Origin of the sequence: Nonomuraea sp. SYSU D8015 (assembly GCF_008065375.1) — a bacterium.
In the GTDB taxonomy this organism is placed as follows: domain Bacteria; phylum Actinomycetota; class Actinomycetes; order Streptosporangiales; family Streptosporangiaceae; genus Nonomuraea.
Genome location: NZ_VJYI01000005.1, coordinates 455,158 through 476,068 on the forward strand (window position 1 = coordinate 455,158; position 20,911 = coordinate 476,068).

Here is a 20,911-nt window from a genome sequence, read left to right on the forward strand (position 1 = left end):
GCCATGTTTCCGGGCCGCCTCCCCAGGACGTGTCAGTGCTCGCCGTGCAGTCCGCTGGCGATGAACATCGAGGCGAGAACGGCGAAGAGGAAGGCCTGCAGGAACTGAATGAGGATCTCCAGTGCGGTCATGACGATCGTCATCACCACGCCCAGGATGCCCAGCCCCACGCCGAGTGGGGTGACCTGCTCGAACAGGAACCAGAAACCCACCGAGCTGAAGAAGGCGACGATGATGTGGCCGGCGAACATGTTCGCGAACAGCCGGATGAAATGGGTGAACAGCGAGGTGATGAACACCTCGGCCAGGATCATCGGGGCGTAGAGCCCGTAGGCCCAGCCGGGCAGGCCCGGCAGGTGCACGATGCCCCTCAGGTACCCGCGTACGCCGTGGTGCCGGACGCCGAGGTAGACCTTGATGCCGTACACGCTGAGCGCCAGCACTATGGGGAAGGCGATGTGGGCGGCGACGGGGAACTGGATGAGCGGGACGATGCCCATCAGGTTCCACACCAGGACGGTCAGGAAGATGGTCAGGAGCAGGCCCATCCATCGGTCGGCGTCCTTGCCGAGGGCGGGCCGGGCGATCTGGTCGCGTACGAACATGTAGGCGTACTCGCCGATGTTCTGCCAGCCCCGTGGCACGAGCTTCGGCCTGGCGAACGCGGCCCAGCACACGGCCATGATGATGACCGAGCTGAGCAGGGCGATCAGCACCGGTTTGGTGAACCACGCGGGTCCGCCGGAGATGATCGCGTCGAACTGGAAGAGGTCGAGACCCGGGGCTTTCCATTCGGGGGAGGCGTTCGGGCCGGTGGAGGTGATCAGGATCGTCGTCCGCACGGCGGTCCCTTCTGGGTAGCGTCCTTTGCGCTGGAAGATCACCCTAACGACCGAATTGGTCGGATCCTATTGGTGGTATCCGGTCAGGCGTCGCGCCGGCGCAGGAGGAGGCCGCCGAGGAGCAGGGCCGCGGCCGTCCACGCGGCGAGCACGCCCAAGCCCGCCCATGGGGTGAGGGGCAGGACGGCGGCGTCGGTGGTGGCCTGGATCATGAGGCCGGCGTTCGCGGGGGAGAGGCTCCAGAGGAAGCGCTGCGTGTCCTCGTCGCCGAACATGCGGATGACGAGGGGGAACAGGTAGAGCAGGCCGAGCACGATGCCGGTGGCGGCCGCGGAGTCCCGTACGGCGACGGCGATCCCCGCGCTGAACAGGGCGATCAGCCCGAGATAGAGCACCGAGCCGATCGCGGCCCGCAGCGTCGGGCCGTCGGCCAGGGACAGCGGCGCGTAGCCGTGCGCCGGAGTGAAGCCGCTGGCGGGCAGCAGCAGCCGGCCCGCCACCACGGACCCGAGCACCGCCGCCGTCCCCGCGGCCAGCGTCAGGCCCGTGAGCACACCTGCCTTGGCGGCCAGCAGAGTGGTCCGGCGCGGCATCGCGGTGAGGCTGGTGCGGATCAGGCCGGTGCTGTACTCGCCGCAGATCGTCAGGACGGCCAGCAGGGCCACCATGGCCTGGCCGAGTTGCACGCCCATGAGGCCGATCCGGGTGGAGTCCTGGCCGCAGCCGGGCGACCCGCAGGTGACGACCGTGGCCGCCACGGCGCTGAGGGCCACGGTGAGCACGATCACCCCGGCGAGGAGCCAGCCGGGCCCCGGCATGGTTCGCAGCTTCGTCCACTCGGCGTGCAGCTCCCGCTTCATACGTCGCTCCTGCGCAGCCGGCGCGCGGCCAGGGCGAGGGCCAGCGCCGCGTACCCGCACAGCACGGCGAATCCGGCCCACGGCGGCAGCGGGTAGTAGCCGGCCACCGGCGCGTAGTGGGAGATCACCTGCGGGTATTCGGTGACGCTCTGCTGGATGGCGAATCCGGCGGCGGGCGTGATCCGCAGCAGCCAGTCGGACACGGACTCCGGCAGGAGAGACGCGGTCGCCAGCACGTACGGGACCAGGACCGCCACGATGGCCGCGATGACCGCCATGGCGCTGCGCCGGAACAGCACGCCCAGCGCGAGGGCGAGCACGGCGGACACGGCCAGCACCGCCGCGACCCCGACGATCACGCGCAGCTCGGTCAGTGTGCCGACCGGGAGGAAGTAGATGCCGTTGCCCTGGTAGATCCGTCTCGCGACAGGGAGGGTGACCGCGGCGGCGGCCAGCGCGGCGACGAAGGTGACCGCGCCGATCACCACGGCCTTGGCCGCCAGCACCCGGCCGCGCCGTGGGGCGGCCAGCAGCGTGGTGCGGATCAGCTGCCGCCGGTACTCGGCGGTCACGAACAGCACGGCCACGACGATCACGGCGATCAGCGCGACCATCGCGCCGGTGAGCGTACGCTCGATGCCGCCCTCCTCCGTCACCGGTGCGATGTCGCCGACGCCGGTGACGGTGAAGGTGTCGCCGGATCGGGCCAACCTGCCCGGGTGATGGGGCGTCACGCCGTCGAGCCCCGTCGTGACTCCGATGTCGTCGATCTTCCACGTGCCGCCGGTTCCCGCGCCGCGCACGCTGACCTGGTCCATGACGGCGGTGGCCTCTGTGAAGCGCGACGCCGACGTGGTCCCGCCGAGTGTGTTCGACGACACTGTCACATCGCCGGGGGAGGCGGCGAAAAGCCCGATGCGCACCTGAGCGGGCAGCCCGTCGAGGCGGGCCGTGCCGACCTCGATCCACTGCCTTCCATCAGGCGACTCCGAACCGGTGATCGTGTCACCGAGACGGGTCAGCCGCAGCCAGCGCGGCGACTGCGGTGAGACACCGCCCGGGCGGCCGGCCACGTCCTCGGTGAAGTTGTGCTGCATGCGCGTGCCGTGGCTGCCGGTGACCATCACGGCCGCGTAGGGGTCGCCCTGCCTGGTGCTCTTCTTGATCATGACGCCGGCCTTCGCCCAGGGCACGACGCCGCTTACGACGTTTCTCACTCCAGGGGTGACATCGGGCTTGCGGATCTGGCCGGTCATGGAGCTCACCCGTACGGTGATGGTGCCGTCCCCGTTCAGGGGCTGGTGCACGAAGTAGAACCGGTCCCTCACGGCCTCGCCACCGGGCCCGAGGACAGGAGCGGGGCAGGGGACCTCGGCCGAACCCTTCATGCAGGAGGAGTAGCTGCCGCTCGCGGTCAGTGTCCCGAGCCCGGCGATCAGTAGCGCCGCGAGCGCCGTCCCGATCATCCAGCCGCGTACCGTGCGGAGTTTCGTCCACTCCGCGTGCAGCAGTTGCGCGAAGCCGTCGCGCCCGGCAGGTGCCTGCGAACGATAGGGCGTCATCGCGGCGTCCCCCGGAACTCCACCGCGTCCCTGGTGAGCTCCAGGTACGCCTCCTCCAGCGTCGCGCGGTGCGCGGCCACCTCGGAGAACGGGATCACCTGGCCGCTCAGCAGACCCACGATGTGCTCAGCGGCCAGTCCGGAGACGGTGAGCGTGTCCCGGTCGGTGACGGTCACGGTGGCGCCCGCGGAGGCCAGCACCCGCATGGCCTCCGGCCGCGCCGGCGTACGCAGCGTCACCCGGCCGTTGGATGCGGCCGCGATCAGCTCGGCCACGCCGGCGTCCGCCACCACGCGGCCCCGGCCCACCACCACGAGATGGCCGGCGGTGTCCTGGAGCTCGCTCATCAGGTGGCTGGACACCAGCACGGCCCGCCCCTCGGCGGCCAGCGACCGCAGGAAACCGCGGATCCACACGATGCCCTCGGGGTCGAGGCCGTTGAACGGCTCGTCCAGCATGAGCACCGGCGGGTCGCCGAGCAGCGCCGCGGCGATCCCGAGCCGCCGGCGCATCCCCAGGGAGAACCCGCCGGCCTTGCGCTTCGCCGCCGACCGGAGCCCGACCAGCTCCAGGACCTCGTCCACGCGGCGGGAGCCGAGCCCTTGCGAGTGGGCGAGCCACAGCAGGTGGTTGCGCGCGGTGCGGCTCGGCTGCAGCGCGCCGGCGTCCAGCAGGGCGCCGACGTGGCGCAGGGGGGTGCGCAGGCTCGCGTACGGCTGCCCGCCGATCAGCGCCTGGCCCTCGTCGGCCGCGTCCAGGCCGAGCACCACCCGCATCGTGGTGGACTTGCCCGCTCCGTTCGGCCCCACGAACCCGGTGACCTGGCCGGGCCGCACCGTGAACGACATCCCGTCCAGTGCCAGGGTTTCTCCGAACCGCTTGCGCAGTCCGGTGACTTCGATGGTTGCTTCCACGCCAGGCAGACTAGGCAGCGGGCGCCGCGGAGGTCGTCACGCGGCGGAGCGATCTCCGCCGTCACTGGCGGCAGCTACGGCGGGTCCCTCACACGAGGGATGCCAGAACGCCGCATGGGCCGTGACAATGGCTTTCGTGCAGCGAGTGGGAGACGGGGGCGGGTGGTGGCGCCGGGGCGCGGCCAGTTTTCCGCAGGCGGCCCGGTACGCGCCCCTCGCGGCCGGGCTGCTGCTGGCGCTGGTCGCCGTGGCCGAGTCGGTCCTTCAGGGAGCCAGCGCGACGCAGCCGTTCCTGGGGGAGAGCGTGAGTGCACCGGCGGGCGATCCAGCCGGGCAAGCCGAAGGCCCGCCGGGGACTGCCGCCACACACGGGCCGGGGTCGGCCGCCGCCACCGGCGGGCCCATGCCGCTTCCCACTGACGGGCCGGTGCCGGGAGCCACCGACGGGCCGTTCTACGCCATGGTCTTCCCCCTGCTGGCCCTGGCCACCACGCTCCCTCTGCCCCTGCTCTGGGCGCAGCCGCTGGTGGCCGCGGTCCTGGTCAGCGCGGCTGGCGTGCTGTCGATCGCGGCGTTCCACACGCTGACCGCGGCCGGCGTGGCCGCGCAGCTGATCGCCTCCTACCGGTGCGGCCGCCACGGATCGCCGATCCCGGCCGTGCTCATGACCGTGCCGTTCCCGGTGGTCGCCGCGGTGCTCGAGTCGGCCGGCTGGCCGGACGGGAAGTTGCGCCTGCTCACGGTGCTGCCGGCCTGCCTGGCCCCCGCCGCCGCGCTCGCCGGGATCGCCCGCAGGGCCCGAGGCAAGGCCCTGGCGGACACCGCCGCGCGGCAGGTCGTCGCGGACAGCCTGCTGGAGCATGTCGCCCGCGGCGAACGCGCCCGCATCGCCCGCGAGCTCCACGACGTCGTCGCCCACCACATCTCCATGGTCGCCGTGCAGGCCGAGACCGCCCGGCTGGCCGTCCCCGGGATGCCCGCCGCGGGCGCGGAACGGTTGCTGGCCATCGGCGACACCGCCAGGGCGGCGCTGACCGAGATGCGCCGCCTGCTCGGCGTGCTGCGCGAGGACGCCGAGGCGGAGGCGACCTGGCGGCCGCAGCCCGGCCTGCGCCTGCACGAGCTCAACGAGCTGCTCGACGAGTCCCGGGAGGCCTCCGGCAGCAGCACCCGGCTCATCCTGCGCGGCGCCCCGGTCGAGCTCGACCCGGGGGTGGAGCTGGCGGCGTACCGGATCATCCAGGAGGCGCTCACCAACGCGCGGCGGCACGCGCCCGGGGCGGCCGTGGACGTGGAGCTGCACTACACTGACGACGCCCTGCGGCTGGCCGTGCGCGACAACGGGCCAGGGCCGGCCGCCGAGGAGACGGCCGGGCACGGCCTGTCCGGCATGCGCGAGCGTGCCGCGGCCGTCGGCGGCGAGCTGCGCACCGGCCCCGCGCCGGGCGGCGGCTTCCTCGTCGAGGCCCGGTTACCCGGAAAGGACACCGACACCGCATGATCCGCGTCGTCATCGCCGACGATCATCTGGTGGTCCGCACGGGGTTCGCCGAGCTGCTCGACACCCAGCCCGACATCGAGGTCGCCGGGACGGCCGCCGACGGGGCCGAGGCGGTGCGGATCTGCCGCGAGCTGGCCCCCGACGTCGTGCTCATGGACGTGCGCATGCCCGGCATGGGCGGCATCGAGGCCACCAGGGAGCTGGCCGGGCCGGGCGGGCCACGGGTGCTCATCCTGACCACGTTCGACCTGGACGAGTACGTCTACGACGCGCTGCGCGCCGGGGCCAGCGGCTTCCTGCTCAAGGACGTCACCGCCGAGCGGCTCTTCGACGCCGTACGCGTGATCGCGGCCGGTGAGGCGCTGCTGGCCCCGGCCGTCACCCGGCGCCTCATCAGGGAGTTCGCCCGCCTGGGCCCGCGGTCCGACGCGCCCGTGGCCGCCCTGTCCACGCTCACCCCGCGCGAGACCCAGGTGCTCCGCCTGGTCGCCGAGGGGTTGTCCAATCCCGAGATCGCGGCCCGGCTCGTGGTGACGGAGGAGACCGTCAAGACCCACGTGAGCCGGGTGCTGAACAAGTTGCGGCTGCGCGACAGGACGCAGGCCGTGGTCGCCGCGTACGAGACGGGCCTGGTCGTGCCGCGCAGCCGGTCATGAACTAGAAGTCGAAGTCGTCAATGTTGTCCTTGTTGAACACGGTCGGCTTGCCGAGCAGCACCTCGCCCTTGGCCCCCACGGTGTACTCGCCGAGCTTGCCGGCCTTGAACTTCTCGCCCTCGGCGCCGGTGATCTGTCCCGAGGCCAGGGCGGCGGCCGCGTACGCGGACAGGTAGCCCAGGTCGGCCGGGTTCCACAGCTCGAACGCGTCGATCGTGCCGTCCTTGACGAACTTGCGCAGCTGGTTCGGGGTGCCGAGGCCGGTCAGCTTGACCTTGCCCTTGTACGGCGAGTCCGACAGGTAGCGGGCCGCCGCGGCGATGCCCACGGTCGTCGGCGAGATGATGCCCGCCAGGTCCGGGTACGAGCGCAGCAGGCCCTGGGTCTCGGTGAAGGACTTCTGGTCGTCGTCGTTGCCGTAGGCGACCTTGACCAGCTCCATGTCCTTGTACTCGGGCTTCTTGAGCTCGTCCTTCATGAACTCGATCCAGGTGTTCTGGTTGGTCGCGTTCGGTGTGGCGGACAGGATGGCGATCTTGCCCTTGTGGCCGATCTGCTCGGCCAGGAGCTGCACCTCCGTACGGCCGAGGTCCTCGGCGCTGGCCTGGTTCACGAAGATGTCCCGGCCGTCGGGGGCGGTGTCGGAGTCGTAGCTGACGACCTTGATCCCGGCGGCCCTCGCCTGCTTGAGCGCGGGCACGACGGCGTTCGGGTCGTTGGCGGAGATGACGATGGCGTCCTGCTTCTGCTGGATCAGCGTGTTGATGTAGGACACCTGGGAGGAGGCGTTGGCGTCGGACGGGCCGACCTCCTTGCCCTCGCCGCCGAACTCCTTGGCGGCCTCGATACCGCCATTGTCAGCGATCGTGAAATAGGGGTTGTTGACCTGCTTGGGCAGGAAAGCAATCTTCAATCCCTGCTTGAGCGGGGCGTTCGGGTTGGCCGCGGCCGACGACGCGGCCGTGGCGGCCGGGGCGGACGACTGCTGTTGCTGCACGTCGCTCCGCGTGGTGCCGCCGCCGCATGCGGCGGTCATCAGCACGAGCCCGGCCAGAAGCGCCGTGTGACGCATTTTCATCATGGGGACTTCCCTTCCATTTGTGGTGATGTGCGCCGTCGCCAGATCGCCCCCAAATTCGGCGCCAGCACGGACGCGACGAGCAGCAGGCCCGTCACGAAGTTGAGGACCTCGTTGGCCACGTCCGCCAGGATCAGCGCGTTGCGTACGACGCCGAGGAGGAGCACCGCCATCAGGACCCCGGGCAGGGTGCCGCGGCCGCCGAAGATCGACACCCCGCCGAGCAGCACGGCGGCCACCACGGCCAGCTCCAAGCCGACGCCGTTGTCGGCGCGGGCGCTGGCGTACCTGAACGTGTAGACCAGCGACGCCAGCGAGGCCATGACCCCGGAGGCCACGAAGAGCCAGAACTTGATGCGCTTGACCCGGATGCCGGAGAAGTACGCGGCCTCCTCATTGGAGCCGAGCGCGAAGATCGACCGGCCGAGGCCCGTGGCGTGCAGCACCACGGCCGCCAGCGCCGCCAGCACCGCGACCAGCACCGTCATCAGCGGCACCGGGCCGACCGAGGCCGTCGCCAGGCCGGTGTAGGCGGGCGGCAGGTCGGCCACGGCCTGGTCGCCGAGGATCACGTACGCCAGGCCGCGGAACAGCGCGAACGTGCCGATCGTCACCGCCAGGGACGGGAGGCCGAGGCGGGTGACGAGCAGGCCGTTGAACGCGCCGCACACCGCGCCGACCAGCAGGCAGATCGGCATGATCGCCTCGATCGGCAGCCCGGCGTTCCACAGCCAGCCGAGCACCGCGCAGGACAGCCCCAGCGTCGAGGCCACGGACAGGTCGATCTCGGCGGCCACGATGACCAGCGTCATGGTCAGGGCCATGAGGGCTATTTCGGTCGTGTCGAGCAGCAGGAACGAGATGTTGGAGCCGTTGGCGAACCCGTCCACGCCCAGAGACGCCCAGACGACGACGCCGACGAGCAGCGCGAGGATGAGCGTCTCCCACCGGCGGAGCAGGTCAGTTGTCACCGACTGGCGGAGCCGGTCAGTTGTCATCGACTGGCGGAGCCGGTCAGTTGTCATCGTGGAACCTCCGGCGGCGGAGTGCGGCGGCCACGCGCAGGGCGAGCAGCCGGTCGAGGACGATGGCGGCGATCAGCAGGGCGCCGTTGATGGCGGTCTGGGCGAGCGCGTCCACGCGGAGCACGGCCAGCGCACTCGTGATGCTCGCCAGCAGCAGCGCCCCTAGCGCGGCCCCGTACACGGTGCCGCTGCCGCCGAAGATCGCGACGCCGCCGACCACGACGGCGGCGATCACGTCGAGTTCCTTGCCGGTGGCCACGGTGGCGTCCACGGTGCCGAAGCGGGCCGCCCACATGACCCCGGCCAGTCCCGCCAGCGCCCCGTTGGCGACGAACGCCGCCATGATGCGACGCCGTACCTGGATCCCGGCCAGCACCGCGGCCTCGGGGTTGGAGCCGATGGCGTACAACTCGCGGCCGGAGCGCAGGTTGCGCAGCATCCAGCCGACGACCAGCAGCACGGCCAGGGCGACCAGGGCGAGCAGCGGCACGCCGAGCACCGAGCGCGTGCCCAGGGACAGGAAGCCGTCGGGCATGTCGGCCGCGTTCACCTGGCGTCCGCCCGCCACGGCGTAGTCGATGCCGCGGAAGGCGTACAGGGTGCCGAGCGTGGCCACCAGGGCGGGCACCTTGGCCGCCCCGACGAGCAGCCCGTTGACCGCCCCGCAGGCCGCGCCGAGCGCCACGCACCCGGCGATCACGAGGGGGATCGGCACGCCGGGGTTGTCGGCGAGGACGAGCGCGCCCCCGAACGCCGACAGACCGACCACGGAGCTGACCGACAGGTCGACGTTCCGGGTGATCACGACGAGTGTCTGGCCGACGGCCAGCATGGCCACGATGGCGGTGTTGAGCAGGATGTCGCGCAGGCTCCCGTAGGTCAGGAAGCTCGGGTTCACCGCGCCCGTGACGCCGAACAGGGCGGCGAGCGCGGCCAGGATGCCCAGCTCCCGCACCCGCGCGACCAGGTCGACGAGCCGCCGGCCGCCGTTGCGCGTGATGCGCTCGGGCCGGGTTGCGGTGGCGGTCATGCGACACCCCTCCTTTCCATGGTGGTCATGCCGCGGTCCTCCCGGTCGCGGCGGCCATCACGCTCTCCTCGGTGGCGTCCGCGCGGTCGATCTCGGCGACGAGCCGTCCTTCGTGCATGACCAGCACCCGGTCCGCCATGCCGAGAACCTCGGGCAGCTCCGACGAGATCATCAGCACCGCCACCCCGGTTCCGGCCAGCTCCGACAGCAGCCGGTGCACCTCGGCCTTCGTGCCCACGTCGATGCCCCGGGTGGGCTCGTCCACGATGATCACCGACGGCTTGCGCGCCAGCCACTTGGCCAGCACGACCTTCTGCTGGTTGCCGCCGGACAGCACGTTCACCGGGTCGGTCAGCCGGGCGAACTTCAGCTGCAGCCGCACCGCCCAGTCCTTGGCCCGCTGCCGCTCGGCGAGCCGCGAGATCAGCGGACCCCTGTGCAGGGCGGCCAGTCCGGCCAGGCCTATGTTGCGCTCGATCGACAGGTCCATGACGAGCCCCTGCTGGCGCCGGTCCTCGGGCACCAGCGCCAGGCCCGCCGCCATCGCCGCCGTGGGGCTGGCGGGCCGCAGCCGCTTCCCGTCCACCTCGACGCTGCCGGCGTCCCACCGGTCGATCCCGAACACGGCCCTGGCGACCTCGCTGCGCCCGGCTCCCACGAGGCCGGCCAGCGCGACGATCTCGCCCCGCCGCACCTCGAATGACACGTCGGTGAAGACGCCCTCGCGGGTGAGCCTGCGCACGCTGAGCGCCACCTCGCCGGCGGTCGTCTCCTGCTTGGGGAACAGGGCGTCCAATTCCCTGCCCACCATACGGCGGACGAGGTCGTCGGGTGTGATGTCGGCGATCATGTCACTGGCGACGAAGGCGCCGTCCCGCAGGGTCGTGACCCGCTGGCACAGCTCGAACATCTCCTCCAGCCGGTGCGAGATGAACAGCAGCGCACATCCCTGCTCGCGCAGCGCCTTGGCCACGCCGAACAGCCGGGCGACCTCCTTGCCCGACAGCGCGGCGGTCGGCTCGTCCATGATGAGCACCCGGGCCTGCCGCGACAGCGCCTTGGCGATCTCCACGAGCTGCTGGTCGGCGATCGACAGGCCACGGGCCGGCTGGTCGGGGTCGAGCTGCACGCCCAGCCGGGTGAACAACTCGGCGGCGCTCGCTCGCATGGCCCGCCGGTCGATGCCGAGCCGGGCGCGGGGCTGACGGCCCATGAAGATGTTCTCCGTGACCGACAGGTCGGGGAACAGGGTCGGCTCCTGATAGATCACCGCGACCCCGGCCTGCTGCGCGTCGGCCGGGCCGGCGAACTCCACCGGCGCGCCGTCCAGCAGGATCTGCCCGGTGTCCGGTCGGTGCACGCCCGAGAGGATCTTCACGAGCGTTGATTTGCCCGCGCCGTTCTCGCCGGCGAGGGCATGAACCTCGCCCGCATACAGTTCTAGAGAGACGTCGCGTACGGCCCGTACCGCGCCGAACGCCTTGCTGACCCCTGAAAGAGCCAGGACAGGAGTATCCTCCACTGCCGCACTCCGGCAAAATCGTTTTAATCGGTGGATGGAACGTAGAGCAGTGAGCAGCGGTGCGTCAATGCCCAGTTAAGGGAAGATTTCGCGACAGCTCCGATGGATCCGATGCTTGAGCTGATTGTTACGTTTTAACAACGGCCGTGCAGGGAAAGGGCGTCAGCCGCGGGCACCGCGCACAACGCCGCCGGCCACGCGGGCAGGCAGGGGCGGGCAGCCGTCACGGCGGTATCTGCCGGGCGCCATCTTGTATTCCCGCTTGAAGGCGTTGGCGAAGGCGAACTCCGAGCCGTAGCCCACGCGCCCGGAGATCTCGCCCAGCGACGCGTCGGACTCCCGCAGCATCCTGGCCGCGGTGGCCAGCCGCCACCAAGTGAGGTATGCCAGCGGAGGCTGTCCGACGAGCGTGGTGAAGCGGCGGGCGAACGCGGCCCGCGACAGCCCCGCCCGCCCGGCCAGCTCCGCCACCGTCCACGGGTGTGCGGGATCGCGGTGCATGGCATTGAGCGCGGCGCTGACGCTCCGGTCGGACAGGGCCAGGGCCCAGCCGCCGAGCTGGCACTGGCCGTGATCGGCGCCGTACCAGGCCCGCAGCATGTAGAGCAGGAGCATGTCCAGGAGGGACGTGACGATCGTGTCCGCGCCCAGACGCGGCTGCCTGATCTCCCCGCCCAGGAGGTCCACGGCGGTCCGCAGCTCCGAATGCAGACCCAGCTGGGCCGGCAGGTGGATCATCTCTGGCAGCTCGCGCAGCGCCGGGTGCGCGCGGGTGGGATCGAGCTGGTAGCCGCCGCACAGCAGCACCGTGGCCGCACCCGGACCGCCCACTGACGCGGACTCGAACATGCCCTCCTCGGCCAGCGGGTCGCACTGCGGCTCGGCCACCGGCGTGGAGGGGCTGTCGGCCAGCGCGTAGCCATGCCCGTGGGGGAAGAACAGCACGTCGCCCACGGACAACGCGATCGGCGCCTCGTCGGGCGGCAGCAGCCAGCACGAGCCCTGCAGCACCACCTGGAAGCCGGCCGATCCGGGCGCGGAGGGGAAGCGCTGGCCCCACGGGGCGTGCCATTCGACGCGAACCGAACGGGGCCGGCCGGTGCGCATGATGGCGATCACGTCGCTGAGCACGTCCATGGCGCAACTCTAACGCGAGACGATGACGTATAAACCGCAGATTTCAGCGCATTGGTCGTCTCGTCATTCGCTCCTACGGTTGCTTGCGACAGAAGGAGTGAGTGACTGATGAGCGGAGTTCTGGTCACCGGAGCGACCGGCAGGGTCGGCCGTCACGTGGTGGCGTTGTTGCGGGAGGCTGGGGCCGAGGTCGTGCCCTTCAGCAGGAGCATGGGGGAGTTGACCGATCCCGGGTCGCTGCCGCTGGACGGGGTGGAGGCGGTGTTCCTGGTGTGGCCGTTCGCCACGGCCGAGGGGGCGTGGGCGCTGGTCGAGGCGGTCGCCGGGCGGGTGCGGCGGGTGATCTACGTGTCCTCCGCCGCGCTGCGCGACCACGAACGCGAGGTCGAGCGGCTGATCGAGGAGTCGGGGACGGAGTGGACGTTCCTGCGCCCGCACGCCTTCGCGGCCAACGCGCTGCGGTGGGCCCGGCAGGTGCGGGCGGGGGTGGTGCGCGGGGCGTACGGCGCCGCGGCCGCGCCGGTGGTGCACGAGCGGGACATCGCGGCCGTGGCGGTACGGGCGCTGCTGGACGACGGGCACCACGGCGCGGTCTACTCGCCGACCGGGCCCGAGCTCATCAGCCAGGCGGACCAGGTGCGGATCATCTCCGAGGTGACCGGGATCCCGGCCCGCTGGGAGGACGTCCCGCTCGACCGCGCCCGAGCCGGCCTGCTGGCCGAGGGCTGGCCTCCCGAGGTGGTGGAGGAGGTCTTCCGGGCGCAGGCGGCCGACCCTCCGCCGGTCACCGCGGACGTCGAGGAGGTCACGAAGGCCCCGGCACGCACGTTCCGGGAGTGGGCGGCCGAGCACGCGGATGACTTCCGCGCCGTCCCGGAACTTCCGCTCATGATGCGGACGGCACGCATCCACCGGTTCGGCGACGCTTCGGAGATCGTGCGGGACGACGTCCCCACGCCCCGTCCCGGCCCCGGGGAGGTGCTCGTCGAGGTCGCCGCCACGTCCTTCAACCCCTCGGAGGTCGGCCTGCGGTCCGGGCTGCTTCCCGAGGTGTTCCAGGCGAGCCTGCCGCACACGCTCGGCTGGGACGTCTCCGGCACGGTCGTCGAGGCCGGCCCGGGGGCCACCGCCCTGGCGCCCGGTAACCGGGTCTTCGGCTTGGTGAGCGGCGCGGCGGCCGAATACGTCGTGGCGCCCGCTGACGTCCTGGCCAGGGCGCCGGAGAGCATCCCGCTCGCCGACGCCGCAGCCGTCCCCGTGGCCGGGCTCACCGCCTGGCAGGCGGTCCACGAGCACGCCCGCATCGCTCCCGGGCAGCGCATGCTGATCAACGGCGTGGGCGGCGGTGTGGGCCTGTTCGCGGTGCAGTTCGCCAAGCAGGCGGGCGCGCACGTGATCGCCACGGCTAGCCCGCGCAGCGCCGAAGCGGTGCGGCGGCTCGGCGCCGACGAGGTGGTCGACTACACGGCGGACCCGCTGCCCGGCGACATGGACGTGCTGCTGAACCTGGTCCCGATCCCGGAGGGCACGGCAGAAGGGCTGGCCGGCCTGGCCCGGTCGATCGTCACGATCGCCACCCCGATCGAGGGCGGCACGCACTTCGTCGCCCGCAACGACCCGCGGCACCTGGCCGAGATCGCGGCTCTGATCGACAAGGGCGAGCTCGTGGTCGAGGTCGCGGAGTCGCATCCGCTGTCCGAGCTCCCCCAAATCCACCGACGAGCGGAGTCGGGCGACATCCGCGGAAAAATCACCATCTATCCCTGAGGATCCACAATGATCAGGATTGGCATCATCATTGGCAGCACCCGCCCAGGACGCAACGGCGAGAGCGTAGCCCGCTGGGTCCACGACCTGGCGGCCAAGCGCGACGACGCCCGTTTCGAACTGATCGACCTGGCCGACTTCGCCCTGCCGCACCTCGACGAGCCCGTGCCGGCCGCCGTCAACCAGTACGCCCACGACCACACCAAGGCCTGGTCGGAGCGCATCGCCGCCTTCGACGGCTTCGTCTTCGTCACGCCGGAGTACAACCACTCGACCACCGGCGCGTTGAAGACCGCCATCGACTTCCTCTACAGCGAGTGGCAGGACAAGGCCGCGGGTCTGGTCAGCTACGGCGTGGACGGCGGCGTCCGGGCGGCCGAGCACCTCAGGCAGGTGCTCGGCCAGCTCAAGGTCGCCGACGTGCCCGCGCAGGTCTCACTCTCGCTGTACCACGACTTCGAGAACATGTCGGTGTTCAGGCCCACCGGGCGCCAAGAGGCACTGCTCGCCACCATGCTCGACCAGCTCGTCGCCTGGAGCGGCGCGCTGAAGCCGCTCAGGGCCGCAGCCTGAACCGTCTCAGGACAGCCGCCTCAACCGTCTCCGGACAGCCGCCTCAACCGTCTCCGGACAGCGGCCTGAAGCGTTGAGCCCGCTCAGGAGCCCGGCTTGAAGTGCTGAAGCACCTCCGGATTGGCCATCGCGTCCGGGTTGGCCGCGTCCTCCACCGGCGTGCCGAGCAGGATCTTGCGGACCGGCACCTCCAGCTTCTTGCCCGACAGCGTGCGGGGGATGCCGGGGACTACGCGGATCTCGTTCGGCACGTGCCGGGGGGACAACTCGGTGCGGAGCGCGTCGCACAGTGCACGCTCCAGCGACTCGGTGAAGTCGGCCCCCTCGGCGAGCGTCACGTACAGGAGCAGCCTCCCCTCCTGCCCGAGCTGCCCCGTGTCGATCACGAGGCTGTCGGCGATCTCCTCGAACCGCTCGACGACCCGGTAGAACTCGCTGGTGCCCATCCGCACGCCGCCCCGGTTGAGCGTCGAGTCGGAGCGGCCGTAGATCACGCAGCTGCCGTCCTCGTTGATCTTGATCCAGTCGCCGTGCCGCCACACGCCCGGGTAGACGTCGAAGTAGCTCTCGGCGTACCGCTCGCCGGAGGGGTCGTTCCAGAACATCACCGGCATCGACGGCATCGGCTGGGTCAGGACCAGCTCACCGACCTCGCCGACGATCGACTTGCCCGAAGGGTCGTACGACTCCACCCTCGCCCCCAGCGACCGGCACGGGATGATCCCCGCTCGGATGGGATGCAGCACCGTGGCCCCCACGAACCCCGTGCACACGTCGGTGCCGCCGGAGAACGACCCGATCGGGATCCCGGGCAGCTGCTCGGCCACCCACGCGAACCCCTCGGGCGGCAGCGGCGACCCGGTCGAGCCGACGCCCCGCAGCCGCTCCAGCCCCTCCGGCCGGATGCCGGCCTTCAGCGAGGCCATGATGTACGGCGCCCCGACCCCGAAGTACGTCACCCCCTCCGAGGCGGCGATCCGCCACAGCGCGGCCGGCGACGGATGCGTTGCCGAGCCGTCGTACAGCACCGGCGTGGCCCCCACCAGGAGCGCGCCGATGAGGTAGTTCCACATCATCCAGCCCGTGGTGGTGTACCAGAAGAACACCTCGCCCTCGCCCAGGTCCTGGTGGAAGGAGAGCGACTTGAGGTGCTCCAGCACGACGCCGCCGTGGCCGTGCACGATCGGCTTCGGCAGGCCGGTCGTGCCGCTGGAGTAGAGGATCCACAGGGGATGGTCGAACGGCACCCGCTCGAACTCCAGCGGCCCCTCCTCGGCCCGAAGCCCCTCCCAGCCGATCACCTCCCCGTGCGGCACCTCCGCGGTGTGCACGGGGGTGGGCTCTGCCTGCTGCGGCGCACGACCCTCCTCGGCCGCCGCCAGGTAGGGGATCCACACGGTCGCGCGTAGCGAGGGCAGCTCTGCGGCGATCTCGTTGACCGCCTGAGAACGGTCGTAGCTCTTGCCGTTGTAGTGGTAGCCGTCGACCGCGATGAGCACCTTGGGCTCGATCTGCTTGAACCGGTCGACGATGCTCGGCACCCCGAAGTCGGGGGAGCCGGCCGACCAGATCGCGCCCAGCGAGGCGGTGGCCAGGAACGCGATCAGGGCCTGCGGGATGTTCGGCAGATAACCGGCCACCCGGTCGCCGCGCCGCACGCCGAGCCGGGCCAGCCCGGCCCGGACGCGCGCGACCTCCTCGCGCAGCTCGGCGAGGGTCAGCTCCTGGCGGGCGCCGTCCTCGGAGACGAAGATCAGCGCGGTGCCGTCGGCGCGGCGCAGCGCGTTCTCGGCGTAGTTGAGGGAGCTCCCGGCGAACCACGTGGCGCCGGGCATCGTCCCGGACAGCACCGGCCCGTCGCCGCGGTCGCCGATGACGTCGAAGTAGTCCCAGATCGACGTCCAGAAGTCGGCGGGATGGTCGACGGACCACCGCCACACGTCCTCGTAGGACTCGCCGGGCCGTCCCAGCCACTCCAGATAGCGGGTCAGCCTGGCCCGCGCCACCACCTCTTCGCTCGGCTCCCAGAGAAGCTCGCCCTCAGCAACCATGTGCCCCATCCTGTCGCCCGATCAGTGGAGAGTCATACCTGTACCCTCCACATAACTCGCTATCGCCGTGGGTGGTCCACCGCCATAAACCCGGCCGCCGCCACCTCCCGGTCCTTTCTCAACGGAAGGACCCCGGCGAAGTGCGACGGGGACGGACGAACACATGCCTTATCTCCGCAGGTGGTCCACCGCCATGCGCGCTGCCGTCCCGATGACGGCGTCGGCCCGCGGCTGGATGAGCGCGGTGCTGAAGGAGCGGGTGAAGACCGCCACCGCGTAGCGCCGGCCGTCAGGGTATTCGACGACGCCCGACTCGCAGCGCAGCGTCGGCAGCGTGCCGGTCTTGCCGCTGACGGCGACGTCGTCGTACGGGAAGCCGGAGGCCAGCCGGTGCGGCCACACCTGCATGTTGAGCACCGTACGCATCCATGCGCACGACGCGCGGGAGGCCGCCTCGTCCCGCCAGATCAGCCCGAACAGCCGGACCATCTCCCGTGGGGTGCTGCTGTTGGCCCGCGCGGGGTCGAGCGCGCTGAGCCGGGCCACCTCGTCCGGATCCAGGTACGGCCACCCGTGCCCGGTGTCCCTGCGCATGCTCTCGTTGAGCTCTCTGGCGCTCTGCGACACCCTCGTCGAGGCCAGTCCGTGGTGCGCCAGCATGGCGTTGACCGCGTCGATCCCGACCCGGCCGAGCAGCACGTCGGCCGAGCTGTTGTCACTCACCGCGATCATCAGGTATGCCAGGTCGCGCAGGGAGATCGTCACGTCGTCGAGCATCGCCGAGATCCCCGTCGGCCCCGGCACCCGGTCGTCGGCCGTCACCGTCACCCTGCTGGTGGGATCGAGCAGCCCGGCGTCGGCCTGCCGGCAGAACTCGACCAGCAGCGGCACCTTGAACATCGACGCCGTCGGCAGCGGCTCGTCGGCGCCGTGCCCGACGTCACGCCCGGAGTCGATGTCGGCCGCGTAGAGCCAGCCGGTGACGCCCGCCGCGCGGAACAGCGTCTCGAAGTCGGGCCCGTGGTGCCCGGTCGTTCGCTCGGTGCGGTCGATCATGCCAGCATCCCCGGCCTGCGGCTGATCCGCCGCGCGGGCACGGCGCCTTCGTCCGTCATGCCGGCGCTCTCCTTCAACGTCCGTACGGCCACGGCCGAGAAATCGCCGACCAGCTCATTCATGGGGGCCGTCGCCACGCGCCAGGCAGTGGAGACCCGGCACGTGATCGGCGAGCCTAGCAGCGGCCGCCAGGCCAGCCCAGGAAGCTCGGCCTTCGGCCCGAACGCCACCGCCGCGCCCGCCAGCACAAGCCCCAGCCCGGCGCCCTGGTGCACCTGCGGGGGCACGTAGCCGTGGCGGCGGCACTCCGACAACATCTCGGCGTGCATGCCCGGCTCGCCCTCTCTGGGCGGCATCAGCAGCTCCCGCCCGGCCAGGTCGGCCAGGTGCACCTCGCCGACGCCGGCAAGCGGGTCCCCCGCCGCCAGCAGCACGCCTTGGAGCTGCACGAGGATCTCGCCGAACTGCAGACCGGGCGCGGACACCGGATGGCGGACGAGGCCGACGTCGATCGCCCCTTCGGCCAGCGCGGTCACCTGGTCGGCGGTCCAGATCTCGGCGGGCGCGAGACGTACCTCGGGGTTGGTCTCACGGAAGCCCGCGACCAGGGCGGCGATCACGGCGGCGGCCAGGTCGGGCGGGACGCCGACCTTGAGCACCGTGTCCTCGCCGTGCCTGGCCAGCTCGTGCAGCCGGTCCACGCGGGCCACGATCTCGCGGGCCTCGGCCAGCAGCAGCCGGCCCGACTCGGTGAGCCGCACCTGGCGGGCCGAGCGGTCGAACAGCCGCGTGCCCAGCTCCTCCTCCAGGCGCTTGATGCGCTGGCTGAGCGGTGGCTGGGCCATGCCGAGCCGGATCGCGGCGTTGCCGAAGTGGAGTTCCTCCGCCACCGCGATGAAGTAGCGAAGATGGCGGACAAGGTCCATGACCAGCAACTATATCCAGGTTTATATCTATTGAGCGGTCATATCAATATTGGACACCTTGGCCGTGCCTCTGGTGTCCTCTGCGTCATGGCACCACAAACGGGGACAATTTATGGCTATCTTCAGCCGGAGCGGCCGCCCCGGCGACAGCGGCGGCGCCGCCGCCGGCCGTGGATCCTGGCGGCGATCCTGGTCCCGGTCGTCGCGGCCGGGGGCGTGGTCTGGGCGCTGCGTACGCAGGGGTCGCAGGAGGAGACGGCCGACCGGTATCTGGCCGCCTGGACGTCGCGCGACTACGCCGCGATGCGGGCGCTCGTCGCCGACCCTCCCGCCGACTTCGAGGCCTGGCACAAGCGATTCCTCGCCGACCTCAAGGTCATGGACGCCACCTTCCGCCGGCCCCGCCCCACAGGCGTCTTCGCCGCGCCCGTCAAGGACGTCGCGAGCTTCACGGCGAGGCTCACCGGAGGGCGGGACTGGACCTACGACGGCGAGCTCAAGCTCGTCGAACGCGACCGCACCTGGAAGGTCGCCTGGAGCCCGGCCACCCTCCACCCGCTGCTCAAGAAGGGCCGCTCGCTGCGCGTGGTGACGGACAAGGCCGACCCGCCGCAGGTCCTGGCCGCCGACGGCACCCCGGTCAGCACGCCGGACGCGCCCGGCTCGGTGCAGCAGCTCGTCGAGGGCGTCAAGCAGACGTACCCGGACCGCTTCAAGGCTCTCAACCGCTCGAGGATCGTCCTCTATCAGGGGGACGAGGCCGTCCGGACCGTCGCCGACGAGCCGGCCGGGACCGAGCCCGTCAAGACCACGATCGATCTGGCGGTCCATCGTGCGGGGGCCGAGGCTCTCGAAGGGGTGCGCAAGCCGGCCTCGCTGGTGGCGCTCCGGGCCTCGACCGGGGAGATCCTGGCGGTGGTCAACAAACCGGGCGGGTTCAACCGGGCGCTGCTCGGCAAGTATCCGCCGGGGTCGACGTTCAAGGTCGTGACGGCCGCCGCGCTGGTCGCGGGCGGGGTGAAGCCGGGGGAGCAGGTCACGTGCCCGGCCGAGAAGAACATCGGCGGCTTCCCGTTCCACAACGCCGGGTTCAAGGACTACGGCACGCTGACGTTCCAGGAGGCGTTCGCCCACTCCTGCAACACCACGTTCGGGGAGATGAGCGTGGCCTCACTGAACGACGGCCGGCTGGCGGAGGTCGCGCGGAGCTTCGGCTTCGGCGCCCCGATCACCCCGGGCGTCCCCGCCGTGCGGGCCGAGTTCCCCGACCCCAAGGACGACACCGACCTGGCCTCCGCCTCGATCGGCCAGGGCCGGGTGCTGGCGAGCCCCCTGAACATGGCCTCGGTGGCCGCCGCCATCGCCTCGGGCGCCTGGATCCCGCCCCGCCTCGTCGCCGGAGGCAAGGACGACCGGCCCCGGCCCTTGGAGCCCGCCGTGGTGGCGGCCCTGCGCGAGCTCATGCCCGCCGTCGTCACGGACGGCACCGCCAACGCCGTACGCTTCCCAGCGGGCACCGCCGGCAAGACCGGCACGGCCGAGTACGGCTCCGGCAAGGAACCCCCGGCCCATTCCTGGTTCATCGGCTACAAGGACGACCTGGCCTTCGCCGTGATCGTCGAGGGTGGCGGCGCCGGCTCCGCGGTAGCCGCCCCAGTAGCGGCCCGCTTCCTGACCGCCCTCCCCTGACCCCTCACCCACCCCGCCTGCGCCGCTCCGGGTCTCTCCGCGCCGCGCCGACTCGCCACCGCCGTGCCCACCCGGGCTCTGTGCCGGGCCGGGGCCGATCCGCCTCACGCCCCCGCCGGGCCGGCTTCCTGCCCGAGGTGTGGAAACGGCTGGGACCCATCCCTCGCGGCGCGGACTAGCCACCGCACGCGAACAGGTGCCGGCCAAGGCCGCCGCCGCGGCCGCCACGCTGCCCTTCCCCGTGGTCGACACGGCGCACGCGGACGACGTGCGGGCGATCCTCGCGCTCTTCCGGCTCGGCCTGATCCCCTCCCTGCTGCTCGACACCGCCGTCGTCCTCGCGCTCCTCGGCGAGGACGCCGCGATCGTCACCGCCTGGCCTCCCGGAGCTGGGCCGCTACCGTGCCAAGCTGGGCCGATCCGCCTCGCGCCCCACGCCAGGCCGGGCCGCAGGGGCCGGGCCGCGCTGGTCTCGCTGGATCCGCCGAAGTGTGTCGTGCCCTGCCGGGTCGCGTCGGAGGCGCCATGTCGAGCGGATCCGCCTCGCGCCCGCGCCGCGCCGGTCCGCTCCCCGCGCCGGTCCGCCCCCCTCGGCCCGCGCCGGTCCGCCCCCCTCGGCCCGCGCCGGTCCGCCCCCCTCGGCCCGCGCCGGTCGCGCTGGATCCGGCCGTGCCGCGTCGTGCCCTGCCGGATGGCGTCGGTGGCGCCGTGCGGTTGGTGGG

17 protein-coding genes are annotated in these 20,911 nt (G+C 71.7%); 5 read left to right on the forward strand and 12 right to left on the reverse strand.

Annotation, left to right across the window (positions count from 1 at the left end; all coding sequences use genetic code 11):
* Positions 1-32 precede the first annotated feature (32 nt).
* The 4 genes from ID574_RS24460 to ID574_RS24475 all read right to left on the reverse strand — a co-directional run bounded on the left by ID574_RS24460 (position 33) and on the right by ID574_RS24475 (position 4,178).
* Positions 33-842, reverse strand: coding sequence for a F0F1 ATP synthase subunit A (locus tag ID574_RS24460; protein ID WP_188191272.1), 810 nt, complete (start codon positions 840-842; stop codon positions 33-35).
* Positions 843-925: 83 nt separating this feature from the next.
* Positions 926-1,702 (reverse strand): ABC transporter permease, encoded by a 777-nt coding sequence (locus ID574_RS24465; RefSeq protein ID WP_188191273.1) that lies wholly within the window; start codon positions 1,700-1,702, stop codon positions 926-928.
* Positions 1,699-3,264: an ABC transporter permease subunit gene (locus ID574_RS24470; protein ID WP_188191274.1), complete on the reverse strand. Its 1,566-nt coding sequence runs from the start codon at positions 3,262-3,264 to the stop codon at positions 1,699-1,701. Before ID574_RS24470 ends, ID574_RS24465 begins: the two co-directional genes overlap by 4 nt.
* The gene (locus ID574_RS24475) at positions 3,261-4,178 is read right to left on the reverse strand and encodes an ATP-binding cassette domain-containing protein (RefSeq protein WP_223167016.1); all 918 of its coding nucleotides are present in this window, start codon (positions 4,176-4,178) and stop codon (positions 3,261-3,263) included. The genes ID574_RS24470 and ID574_RS24475 overlap by 4 nt, the downstream gene beginning before the upstream one ends.
* Before the next feature lie 136 nt (positions 4,179-4,314).
* Between ID574_RS24475 and ID574_RS24480 the strand changes: the two genes are divergently transcribed.
* Both ID574_RS24480 and ID574_RS24485 read left to right on the forward strand, forming a co-directional pair.
* Positions 4,315-5,679: a sensor histidine kinase gene (locus ID574_RS24480; RefSeq protein ID WP_223167017.1), complete on the forward strand. Its 1,365-nt coding sequence runs from the start codon at positions 4,315-4,317 to the stop codon at positions 5,677-5,679.
* Positions 5,676-6,335 carry a response regulator gene (locus ID574_RS24485; RefSeq protein ID WP_188191275.1) on the forward strand — a complete coding sequence of 220 codons (660 nt, stop codon included), beginning with the start codon at positions 5,676-5,678 and terminating at the stop codon, positions 6,333-6,335. The genes ID574_RS24480 and ID574_RS24485 overlap by 4 nt, the downstream gene beginning before the upstream one ends.
* A 1-nt stretch (position 6,336) precedes the next feature.
* Here ID574_RS24485 and rhaS read toward each other — a convergent pair whose 3' ends face one another.
* From rhaS to ID574_RS24510, 5 genes are all read right to left on the reverse strand, one after another.
* Entirely contained in the window at positions 6,337-7,416 is a 1,080-nt protein-coding gene (gene rhaS / locus ID574_RS24490; RefSeq protein ID WP_223167018.1) for a rhamnose ABC transporter substrate-binding protein, read from the reverse strand.
* A complete protein-coding gene (locus ID574_RS24495) occupies positions 7,413-8,438 on the reverse strand; it encodes an ABC transporter permease (protein ID WP_223167019.1) in 1,026 nt (341 codons plus the stop codon). Before ID574_RS24495 ends, rhaS begins: the two co-directional genes overlap by 4 nt.
* Positions 8,428-9,468, reverse strand: coding sequence for an ABC transporter permease (locus tag ID574_RS24500; protein WP_188191276.1), 1,041 nt, complete (start codon positions 9,466-9,468; stop codon positions 8,428-8,430). Before ID574_RS24500 ends, ID574_RS24495 begins: the two co-directional genes overlap by 11 nt.
* A 25-nt stretch (positions 9,469-9,493) precedes the next feature.
* Positions 9,494-10,990 (reverse strand): sugar ABC transporter ATP-binding protein, encoded by a 1,497-nt coding sequence (locus ID574_RS24505; RefSeq protein WP_188191277.1) that lies wholly within the window; start codon positions 10,988-10,990, stop codon positions 9,494-9,496.
* Between the two features lie 162 nt (positions 10,991-11,152).
* A complete protein-coding gene (locus tag ID574_RS24510; protein ID WP_188191278.1) occupies positions 11,153-12,127 on the reverse strand; it encodes an AraC family transcriptional regulator in 975 nt (324 codons plus the stop codon).
* Positions 12,128-12,235: 108 nt separating this feature from the next.
* Here ID574_RS24510 and ID574_RS60020 point away from each other — a divergent pair, with 108 nt between their 5' ends.
* Positions 12,236-13,894, forward strand: coding sequence for an alcohol dehydrogenase catalytic domain-containing protein (locus ID574_RS60020; protein WP_223167020.1), 1,659 nt, complete (start codon positions 12,236-12,238; stop codon positions 13,892-13,894).
* A 9-nt stretch (positions 13,895-13,903) separates the two neighbouring features.
* A complete protein-coding gene (locus tag ID574_RS24525; protein WP_188191279.1) occupies positions 13,904-14,467 on the forward strand; it encodes an NADPH-dependent FMN reductase in 564 nt (187 codons plus the stop codon).
* 83 nt (positions 14,468-14,550) lie between these two features.
* On the opposite strand, the gene ID574_RS24530 is transcribed toward ID574_RS24525, so the two are convergent.
* The 3 genes from ID574_RS24530 to ID574_RS24540 form a co-directional block, all read right to left on the reverse strand.
* The gene (locus tag ID574_RS24530) at positions 14,551-16,518 is read right to left on the reverse strand and encodes an acetoacetate--CoA ligase (RefSeq protein WP_188191280.1); all 1,968 of its coding nucleotides are present in this window, start codon (positions 16,516-16,518) and stop codon (positions 14,551-14,553) included.
* Positions 16,519-16,686: 168 nt separating this feature from the next.
* Positions 16,687-17,574, reverse strand: a complete 888-nt coding sequence (locus ID574_RS24535; protein ID WP_188191281.1) for a serine hydrolase — start codon at positions 17,572-17,574, stop codon at positions 16,687-16,689.
* On the reverse strand, positions 17,571-18,500 hold the full coding sequence (locus tag ID574_RS24540) for a LysR family transcriptional regulator (RefSeq protein WP_188191282.1): 930 nt from the start codon (positions 18,498-18,500) through the stop codon (positions 17,571-17,573). The genes ID574_RS24535 and ID574_RS24540 overlap by 4 nt, the downstream gene beginning before the upstream one ends.
* An 87-nt stretch (positions 18,501-18,587) precedes the next feature.
* Between ID574_RS24540 and ID574_RS24545 the strand changes: the two genes are divergently transcribed.
* Positions 18,588-20,189, forward strand: coding sequence for a penicillin-binding transpeptidase domain-containing protein (locus ID574_RS24545; RefSeq protein WP_188191283.1), 1,602 nt, complete (start codon positions 18,588-18,590; stop codon positions 20,187-20,189).
* The last annotated feature ends 722 nt before the right edge of the window (positions 20,190-20,911 follow it).